The organism is bacterium, assembly GCA_016124905.1.
Classification (GTDB): Bacteria; Pseudomonadota; Alphaproteobacteria; order Rickettsiales; family RI-342; genus RI-342.
The window spans coordinates 20321-29786 of the sequence record WGMV01000012.1; the positions used below are offsets into that span (position 1 = coordinate 20321).

The 9466-nt window shown below is 58.6% G+C and carries 8 protein-coding genes; 7 read left to right on the forward strand and 1 reads right to left on the reverse strand.

From position 1 onward, the window contains the following. Positions 1–113: 113 nt before the first annotated feature. From GC177_04570 to GC177_04585, 4 genes are all read left to right on the forward strand, one after another. A complete protein-coding gene (locus GC177_04570) occupies positions 114–563 on the forward strand; it encodes a helix-turn-helix domain-containing protein (GenBank protein ID MBI1275227.1) in 450 nt (149 codons plus the stop codon). 113 nt (positions 564–676) lie between these two features. Then, positions 677–1258 (forward strand): DnaJ domain-containing protein, encoded by a 582-nt coding sequence (locus GC177_04575; protein MBI1275228.1) that lies wholly within the window; start codon positions 677–679, stop codon positions 1256–1258. A gap of 38 nt (positions 1259–1296) precedes the next feature. Further along, positions 1297–2292 (forward strand): AAA domain-containing protein, encoded by a 996-nt coding sequence (locus GC177_04580; protein ID MBI1275229.1) that lies wholly within the window; start codon positions 1297–1299, stop codon positions 2290–2292. Next, on the forward strand, positions 2289–4145 hold the full coding sequence (locus GC177_04585; GenBank protein ID MBI1275230.1) for a cobaltochelatase subunit CobT: 1857 nt from the start codon (positions 2289–2291) through the stop codon (positions 4143–4145). Before GC177_04580 ends, GC177_04585 begins: the two co-directional genes overlap by 4 nt. Positions 4146–4295: 150 nt before the next feature. Here the strand turns inward: GC177_04585 and GC177_04590 are convergent, their stop codons facing one another. Further along, entirely contained in the window at positions 4296–5069 is a 774-nt protein-coding gene (locus GC177_04590; protein MBI1275231.1) for an SDR family NAD(P)-dependent oxidoreductase, read from the reverse strand. Positions 5070–5238: 169 nt separating this feature from the next. Between GC177_04590 and GC177_04595 the strand changes: the two genes are divergently transcribed. From GC177_04595 to GC177_04605, 3 genes are all read left to right on the forward strand, one after another. Next, positions 5239–7908: a hypothetical protein gene (locus GC177_04595; protein ID MBI1275232.1), complete on the forward strand. Its 2670-nt coding sequence runs from the start codon at positions 5239–5241 to the stop codon at positions 7906–7908. A gap of 198 nt (positions 7909–8106) precedes the next feature. Next, positions 8107–9165: an L-lysine dehydrogenase gene (locus GC177_04600; GenBank protein MBI1275233.1), complete on the forward strand. Its 1059-nt coding sequence runs from the start codon at positions 8107–8109 to the stop codon at positions 9163–9165. Positions 9166–9169: 4 nt separating this feature from the next. Further along, positions 9170–9466, forward strand: a 297-nt coding sequence (locus GC177_04605; protein MBI1275234.1) for an aldehyde dehydrogenase family protein, incomplete at its 3' end; no start/stop codon positions are given.

Below are 9466 nucleotides of genomic sequence, written 5' to 3' on the forward strand. Positions count from 1 at the left end.
ATGGGGAAAACACCTTAAGGGCAGTTTTGAAGCCTGTCATCAAAATGCCATGAAAGCGTCACGCACACGTCAAATGCGTCTACTAGTTAGGCATTGATGGAAAAGGATATTTTATGACGGAACCAACAAAAACAACATCACGCGTGAAGGTGATGGACAAACTGATTGGCCAGCGCATCAAGCAATGGCGGATTTCGCATGGCTACAGCCAGAAGCAACTGGCCGAGGTGATCGGCATCACCTATCAGCAGCTGCATAAATACGAAGGCGGCGTAAACCGTATTTCCGCCGGCACGCTGGCCGACCTGTGCCAGAAGCTGAATATCCCCATTTCCTACATGTTCGAAGGCATTCTGCCGGTATCGCTGCAGGAGGGCAATTATCAGGAGCGCTCCGCCATGCTCATGATGCGCGAATACATGGCCATTCCCGATCCTTCCAAGCGCGAGCTGGTGTGCCAGCTGGTGCGCACGCTGGCGCAGAGCCCGGCTATGACCTACAGCTCCGGCGAGGATGTGGCGGCCACGGTGCCCCCGGCAAAAAAAGAGGAAGAAGTCGCCTAAGCGCCTTTCGCGCCAGGTTGAAATGGGCTAGAGACGAAGCTTCGTTTACGCTGCATAAGGCCCTCTATCTTGCTGGGCCTTGCTCTGCGCTTCACGCAACCGCATAAGGCCCTATGTCCGCACGTCGCTACCATTCGCCCGATCCCATCGCTCCGCACGCCCACCCGTGCGACTGGAAGGGCTGCCCGGCGGAGGGTGTCCATCGCGCACCAAAGAACCGTGGCGTACTGGGCAGCAACAGCGCGGAAGATTATTTCTGGTTCTGCGAAACGCATATCCGTGAGTTCAATCAGCGCTGGGATTATTTCGCGGGCATGTCGCCGGAGGATATCGAGAGTTTCCAGCGCGAGGCCATCGTGGGGCACCGCCCCACCTGGCCGCCGGAATTCGTAGGCCGCGCCAACCCGCAGGAGACGGACCTGGAAACGGCCATCAACCGCTTTTATGCCGGGCTGAACGGGCGCACGGTGAAGTATCAGGCGCCGTCGCAGCCGTCGCGCCGCCTCACCTCCACCCAGACGGCCGCGCTGGCGGTGATGGAACTCCCGCAAGACGCAAGCAGCGAAGATATCAAAAAACGCTACAAAACCCTTGTCAAACAGCTCCACCCCGATGTTAATAAGGGTGACAAAAAACTGGAAGACCGCTTTAAACGCGTGGTGGAAGCCTACCACCAGCTTCACGATCTTTTATAGGAAATGACGTGGCCAAAAACCCAGCCTCCCATGATGTGATGGCCGTCGATGCATTCGCCGGTTTTGATGCCCCGAGCACGGTGCTGGATACGCAGAAGGTTTTCGGCACCAAGGTGCATTTTCCGGTGAAGGCGTTCGAGAAGTCCAATGAATATGTGCCGGATATCGACCTGAGCTATCGGTTCGACCCGGCGATTACCACCGCGCTGCTGGCGGGCTTCATGTATGGCCGCAAGGTGATGGTGCAGGGATATCACGGCACCGGCAAATCCACCCATATCGAACAGATCGCCGCGCGGCTTAACTGGCCCTGCGTGCGCATCAACCTCGACAGCCATATCAGCCGTATCGACCTGGTGGGCAAAGATGCCATCGTGCTGGAAGAAGGCAAGCAGGTGACGAAGTTTGTCGAGGGCCTGTTGCCATGGTCATTACAGCGACCGGTGGCGCTGGTGTTTGACGAGTATGACGCCGGGCGGCCGGATGTGATGTTCGTCATCCAGCGCGTGCTGGAGGCATCGGGCCATTTTACCCTGCTGGACCAGAACCGCGTCATCCGCCCTCACCCCTATTTCCGCCTGTTCGCCACGGCCAACACAATCGGTCTTGGGGATGCCACGGGGCTTTATCACGGCACGCAGCCCATCAACCAGGGGCAGATGGACCGCTGGAACATGGTGGTGACGCTCAATTACCTGCCGCTGGAACAGGAAATGGCCATTCTGCTGGCGCGTATTCCCGCGCTGGACAATGCCAAGGGCAAGGAGATCGCCGCGCAGATGGTGCAGCTCGCCAACCTGGTGCGCGAAGGATTCATGCAGGGTGACCTTTCCACGGTGATGTCGCCGCGCACGCTCATCAGTTGGGCGGAGAACACCGAGATCATGGGCGATATCCACCTCGCCTTCCGCCTGAGCTTTCTGAACAAATGCGATGAGGCGGAGCGCCCGCTGGTGGCGGAATATTACCAGCGCTGCTTCGGCGTGGAATTGATCCCAGTCGATATCAACAAACCGCTTGTTCATACGCCGTGAAAAACCAGCGCCGCCATGCCATCAATCTTGATGCGCGGCGGGAGGCCATCGCCGCTGTTACCCGCGCATTGGCGGGCGACCGCAAACTCGATGTGGGTTACGGCAGCCAGCATGGCCAAGGAAGCGCCAGCGGCTCATCCTTCCAGCTTCCCAGCCTGCCGGATAACCCGACACCCACCCAGCTTGCCAATGTGCGGGCGGCGGGTGATGCTTTGGCGCTGTGGCACAAATACCATCAGGCGAATATCTACCGGCAGCATCTGCCGGAATCGCGCAAGGCGCGCGATATTCTCGATGCGCTGGAGCGGGCGCGGGTGGAATCCATCGGCGCGGAACATATGAAGGGCGTGGCGGATAACATACGCCTGCGCACGGAGCTTCGCTGCCTCAAGAACGGCTACGGTAATCTCTCCGACAAGCAGGAGCCGCCGCTGGGCGAAATTCTCGCGCTGATGCTGCGGCGGCACCTGACGGGCGAAAAGCCGCCATCGGCCATGAAGAAACTGATGGCGCAATGGGAGCCGTGGATCCTTTCGCGCATCGGGCACGGGCTGGACCAGCTCAGCCAGAAGGTGCATGAGCCGGCGGGTTTTCTGACGGCGGCATCCGCCCTGTTGCAAAAGCTCGGCATGGGGGCGCGGCAATCGCCCACCGAAGGCAATGATGACGATAAGCCGGATGAGGAGAGCTCCTCCCCCGCGCCGCAGGACGGCAATGCGGATGACGAGGAGGACAGCAAAACCGAGCAGGAATCCATGCAAGCCAGCGCGCCGCCCGGGCCTATCGCCGACCTGGAGCTGGAACAGCAGCAGACCGACAGCGAAGGCGTGGACCAGGACCAGCAGGAAGCCCTGCCCGCGCCCTATATCCCCAATACCCATGCGGCGGAGTTTGATTTTATCTCTTCGCATTATCATGTGTTCACCCGCGCGTTCGATGAAGTGGTGGCGGCTGAAAAACTGGTGAGCGCGGATGAATTACGCGGCCTGCGCGCCAAGCTGGACCAGAAGCTTGCCGGATATAACCGTCTTGCCGCACGGCTTTCCAACCAGCTGCAGCGGTTGCTGCTGGCAAAACAACGTCGCGGCTGGGCGTTTGAACAGGAAGAAGGGTTGCTGGATGCGGCGCGTCTTTCGCGCCTCGTTGTCTCACCCTGGTATCACAGCATCTACAAGCAGGAAACAGAAGTACCCTTTCGCGATACGGTGGTGACGCTGCTGCTCGACAATTCCGGCTCCATGCGCGGGCGGCCCATCATGGTGGCGGCGATGAGCAGCGACATTCTCTCCCGCACATTGGAACGCGCGGGCATCAAGGTGGAGATACTCGGCTTCACCACGCGTGACTGGAAAGGCGGCCAGGCACGCAAACGCTGGCAGAGCATCGGCAGCCCGCTTTCTGGTTTCGGTGAAGGTGGTGGTGGGCCCGGACGTCTGAACGACCTGCGACATATTATTTATAAGACGGCAGACACACCGCTGCGCCGCGCACGCGCCAACCTTGGCCTGATGCTGAAAGAGGGGCTGCTGAAAGAGAATATCGACGGCGAGGCGATTCTCTGGGCGCATGAACGCCTGCTCAAGCGGCCTGAACAGCGCAAAATCCTCATGGTCATCTCCGACGGCGCGCCGGTGGATGACAGCACGCTCTCGGTCAATCACAGCGGCTATCTGGACTCGCACCTGCGCGAGGTCATCCAGGCCATCGAGCAGAACTCCCCGGTGGAACTGCTCGCCATCGGCATCGGCCACGACGTTACCCGTTACTATCAGCGCGCCATCACCATCACCGATATCGACAAGCTGGCGGATACGATGCTGACCCAGTTGAAAGCGTTGTTTGTGGATGAGTGATATGGGGCTCTGCCCCATGCCCCGCCAAGGGCCTAGGCCCTTGTATCCCATTATTTTCTCTCATCCCGGCCCGGCGGGCCGGAGTGAGAGAAAATCCGGGGTTCAGGGGACTAGTCCCCTGACAGGGTGTTGGACAGCGTCCCACGTCACTCACTCAAACCCGGTTTTATTGGGCATGCGTGCGATCAGCCGGTCGCCGATGGCGCGTGGCAGCAGGGCGAGGATGCGGGCGGCGAGTGCCATGGGCAGGGGGAAGGCGATGAGGCGGTTGCCGTTCAGGATGCGGGGGAGCATGTAGCCTGCGGCTTTTTCGGCGCTCATGAGGAAGGGCATGGGGAACGGATTGACGTCCGTCATCGGGGTTTTGATGAAGCCAGGGCAGACGGTGGTGACGGTGATGCCGTGTTTGGCGAGCATGGGGGCGAGCGCTTCGCCGTAGGCGCGGGCGGCGACCTTGCTGGTGCTGTAGGCGGGCGCGGTGGAGAGGCCGCGGAAGCCCGCGAGTGAACTGATGATGGCGATGCGGCCCCTGCCCTGCGCAATCATATGCGGCAATAAAGGCTGGATGCTGTTGATCACGCCCAGGAGGTTCACGTTGATGATGCGGCGCATCTGCTCCGTCTTTTCCGCACCGCCATCGCTACCGCCAGAAATGCCTGCATTGGCGATGACGAGATCCACAGGGCCTTGCGCTTGAATTGCCGCCAGCATGCGCTGCATGGCATCGGCATCGGTAACATCGGCGACATGGGTATGGACTTCCGCGCCGGACTGATTGCACTGCGCGGCGACCTGCTCCAGCCGCGCATGGTCGCGCCCGAGGAGATGCAACCTCCAGCCGCCCCGCCGTGCGAGCGATTCCGCCAGCGCCGCGCCGATGCCGCTGCTGGCGCCTGTGATGATGGCCTGTTTCCTGTTTTCCATATAGGTGGCCTAGCATGTTGCCCAGGCTGCGCCTAGCAATTCCTGTGCTTAGCGCCGTTTGTGAAGTTTTTGTAACAGGCTGAAATAAGGTTAATTTAATTAATTACATTAACTTTTTATCAAATAAATGCGGGTAATCTGCGGTTATATTTTTTATGAGAGCTTAAAAATGGCACAGTTACCCGATCAAATATTTGAACAGCTGGAAGCGTTTATCGCAAATAAAAGCCAGCAGAATTCTCATGCGTTTGATGTGACGCTGGAGAATGGGCAACAAATAACCATCCAGGCTCAGCGAGGCGCTGGCAGCATTAATTTGCTGGGCAGCGGAAAAGGAGGCACATCGCAGGATGTCGTACGCGATGTGCTGCTGGATATTGTGGCATATTACAAAGATGCCAAAAACAAACATGCCACCTTGTTGGCGAACGGCAATGTGCTTGCGGTGGACCTGGAGCCATATCAGGATTTAATCCGCCAAGACAACCGCATTCAATTTGATGAGCAAAGCCTGCAGGAAGCACAGCAGCATCCGCAACCTGCCATGCAGTTCGATCCAGCGCAGGCACAACGGCTTGCTTCTGCCACCGCTGCGGTGATTCAATCTATCGGCACATTCCCGCTGCCGGAAAAGCCGCGCCAAATCATCAATGCCACCGCTGCGATGATTGAGGCAGGTGGTCAGGCTATTCCCGTATTTGCTGAATTCGCAAAACTTATTTCTCCAAGCACTTATCGCTCTCAGTCTAATGCGTCCGTATCCTCCACTCCTGAAGAAAATTCAACGGCTGAGGTAACGCCTTCCGCTTCGACCAATCCCATGGTCGATCATCCGCAACCGGCGCCGAAGCATGAAGACGCCTTCGCCAGCTTGGCCAATGAGTACCGCGCGCTTGTGCAGGATATCGAACGCTCCCCACGTCAGCCGGGCACCGTGGCCCGCTTTGAAGAACTGAACGACAGAATGGACAGCCTTATTGACCAGGTCAATTTGGACGATGCTCCGGTTACGGAAGCATTACAGCAGGCGGTGGGCGGCATTCAAAATGTCCAACATGGCATTGCCCAATTCATTTACGACCAGGGACGTGCGCTGATAGATGGCAAGCTGCCCCCGGCACCCTCGCCGCTGGATGCCGCGATTAAAGCCATGGCCGATATCGCCGAAATGCCCTGGTTCAAGAATCATTCCGACCGTTTCATGATCAAGGGCGAAGGCACGAATGCCGTGATTCACATCGGCAGCGCATTTGCCGCCCTGAACAATAATCACGACCTGGCCACCACGGTAAACGGCCGAGCCGCCATTCGCGGGATGTATGAAGTGGCCGAACGCGCCTTCCTTAAAGGCGTCATCAGCCAGGAAGCATTCGCCCCCATCAATGCCTATGCGACGGAAGCGCATCTGCGCGATCTGCCGAACCGTCCTTCCATTCCGCGCCCGATGCAACAGGCAATGGATGAAACCCGCAAGCGTGAATCCTCCCTTTCGTTCACGGCAGATGACAAGGATACCCTGAACCGCATGGCTGACATGCTTCAGGAAGTTGCGGATAAAGGCGATTTTCGTGGCCGCGGCAGCAATGACCGCAACAGCCTGAAACAGGCCGCTAGCGATCTGCGCGCGCTTGCCGATAACCCTGATATCAAGACATTCCGCGATGCGATGAAGGAAGCCGACAAGCATTCCGTGAAAATTCGCGGCGTGCACAGCTCCTATAATCTCATTGAATTCGCTGCGGGCACCAGCCGTATGCTGAAGGATATCGGCCGCGCCTCTTATGAGGATACGGTGATTTCCGAACGTTTCATCTCCCAGCATGAAGGCCAGATGAAACCGGCGGAAGTGCACAAAAACCGCCTGTTCAACGCCGGCCTGGTGATGAGCCATGTGCAGGATTCGCTTGATAATAACACCAAGATCTACCGCTTCAGCCAGACGCATAGCGACATGATCCGCGAGACTTCCAAGATTCTCGCCGAGGATGGCGTGACCAACGGGTTCCGCGTGGTGTGGTCCAGCGATGCGGCCAAGCAGCTGGGCAGTCTGATCGACAGCAGCGTGCGCGGTTTCTTCGGCGGCGAAGGCAAGGACACCTATGCCACGCTGGCGCTGGATCCGACTTCCAGCGAGGCCAAGCATCTGTGCGAGCAATTGCTGAATGCCGAAAACGGCGTCAAAAAAGGCCTGCTTAAACGCGTGACGGAAGTTGACCTGACGGAAGGCAAGGGCAAGGCCATTCTTTCCGCCCTGGGCATTGAAAATTGCCGCAGCGCGGTGCTGAAAAAAGAAGGCGGGCATTACCACATCGAAGTGAAGCTGACGCGTCAGCACTTCAATGAGATGCATGAGAATATCAAGCATGGCGCGCATCGCGGTGAAGACCATGAAGGACGCCATGATAAAGCCCTTGGCGCAGCCGGAGCCATCGGCCGCGGCATCAAGAATTTCCTGCATGACCTGACCGGCGCGAAAGACTGGGTAGGTGGCGGCATCGGCGGTGGCGTGATCGGCGGCACGGCGGCCGGCGGCCTTTCCACCAGCACGGCCCTGCTCGGCGCCAGCGCAGGGGTTCCTCCTATAGCCATCGGCGCGGGGCTGGGCGCGATTGCCACGAGCTTCTACGGCTTCATCCGCAAGATGACCGGTGGCCGCGACGTGGATACCGAGCATGAATACGACCAGAAGGAAGCGCTGACCCAACTCAAGGATAATGCGCTGATTGGCCAGGCCAATGCCGAAAACACGAATGTAGGCATGAGCAAGGACGTAAAAACTCTTGAAAGCGCGTTGCTTGAAGTCACGAAAGGCCAAGGCCATGCGGTGGGCGGTGCATAGCAGCACGCACTGGCATTGATTTAATCCGTCTTTTCACCCAATATGCCGCCCATCTGGTCGCTAACAAAGTTAGCAACCAGAATTTATGTGGCTCACTACGTTCGCTTCACGCGCCCATTAGGGCGCGGGGCCTCAATGGCCCAACTCGCTGCGCTCGTATAGCTGCGAATATTATCGGTTTATGTGGGTGGCATTTTTATGTTCAAGCAGGTTGCGGTTCTTGGCTTAGGCAAGGTGGGCACGCTGGTGGCCCTGCTGCTGAAGGAAGCAGGGTTTGAGGTTACCGGTTATGACCAGCAGGAACGCAAAGGGTTGGGGTTTACGGCCAAGGCGCTGGACACGCGGGACGAAAAAGCCGTGGGCGATGCGCTGGGCAAGGTGGATGCGCTTGTGTCCTGCCTGCCCTATCATTTGAACCTGCCGATTGCGAAAATTGCCCATAAGCTGGGTAAGCATTATTTCGACCTGACCGAGGATGTGCCGACAACGCAGGCCATCCAGGCCATGTCATCCACCGCCAAGGCGGCGCTGGTGCCGCAATGCGGGCTGGCGCCGGGCATCATCGGCATCATCGGCGCGAGCCTGGCGCGGCAGTTCGACACATTGGACACCATCCATCTGCGCGTTGGGGCGCTGCCGCGCCATCCAACCGGTGAGCTGGGCTATGCCTTCAACTGGAGCGCCGAAGGTGTCGTAAATGAATATATCAACGCCTGCGAGGTGATTCAGCAAGGGCGGAAAATGGAAGTGCCCGCGCTGGAGCAGTTCGAAACCATCCGTATCGAAGGGCTTTCGCTTGAGGCTTTCACCACCTCCGGCGGGCTGGGCACAATGTGCGAGACCTATCTGGGCCGCGTGCGGGAGCTGAATTACAAATCCATGCGCTATCCCGGCCATGGGCGGATGATGAAATTCCTGCTGGAGGAGCTGAACCTTGCCAGCGACCGCGAATTTGCCGTGAAGCTGCTGACCAAGGCCAAACCGCCGGTGGAAGAGGATGTGGTTTATCTGCATGCGGCGGTGAACGGCACCATCAACGGCCAGAGCGCGCGCAAGGAATTCGTGAATGCCTACACGCCGGTGGAAGTGAACGGGCAGGAATGGCGCGCCATCTCCTGGACGACGGCGGCCTCGGTGGCCGCGGTGGTGGAGCTGGTGGCCAAGGGCAAGCTGCCGCAAAAAGGTTTCGTGCGGCAGGAGGATATTTTGCTGGATGATTTCCTGGCTACGAAAAACGGGCGTTATTACAAAGGATAAGACCATGCTGAACGAACTGCTCAAGCAACTCGGCTTTAATATCGACAGCTGGAAAGGCAAAGGCCTGAGCGTGGCCAGCCCCATTGACGGCGCGGCGCTGGCGGAACTGGCCGTGCATGATGCCAGGCAGGTGGACGGCATTATCGGCGATGCGCACAAGGCGTTTCATGCATGGCGCGCCCTGCCCGCGCCCAAGCGTGGTGAACTGGTGCGTCTGCTCGGTGAGGAACTGCGCACCTATAAGGAAGCGCTCGGCAACCCGGTGACGCTGGAATGCGGCAAGATTCTGCAGGAAGGCCTG

What these genes read in the sequence shown, in the direction of transcription:
- GC177_04570 (MBI1275227.1), top strand. Translation starts at nt 114, where the DNA reads ATGACGGAACCAACAAAAACAACATCACGCGTGAAGGTGATGGACAAA.
- GC177_04575 (MBI1275228.1), top strand. Translation starts at nt 677, where the DNA reads ATGTCCGCACGTCGCTACCATTCGCCCGATCCCATCGCTCCGCACGCC.
- GC177_04580 (MBI1275229.1), top strand. Translation starts at nt 1,297, where the DNA reads ATGGCCGTCGATGCATTCGCCGGTTTTGATGCCCCGAGCACGGTGCTG.
- GC177_04590 (MBI1275231.1), bottom strand. Translation starts at nt 5,069, where the DNA reads ATGGAAAACAGGAAACAGGCCATCATCACAGGCGCCAGCAGCGGCATC.
- GC177_04595 (MBI1275232.1), top strand. Translation starts at nt 5,239, where the DNA reads ATGGCACAGTTACCCGATCAAATATTTGAACAGCTGGAAGCGTTTATC.
- GC177_04600 (MBI1275233.1), top strand. Translation starts at nt 8,107, where the DNA reads ATGTTCAAGCAGGTTGCGGTTCTTGGCTTAGGCAAGGTGGGCACGCTG.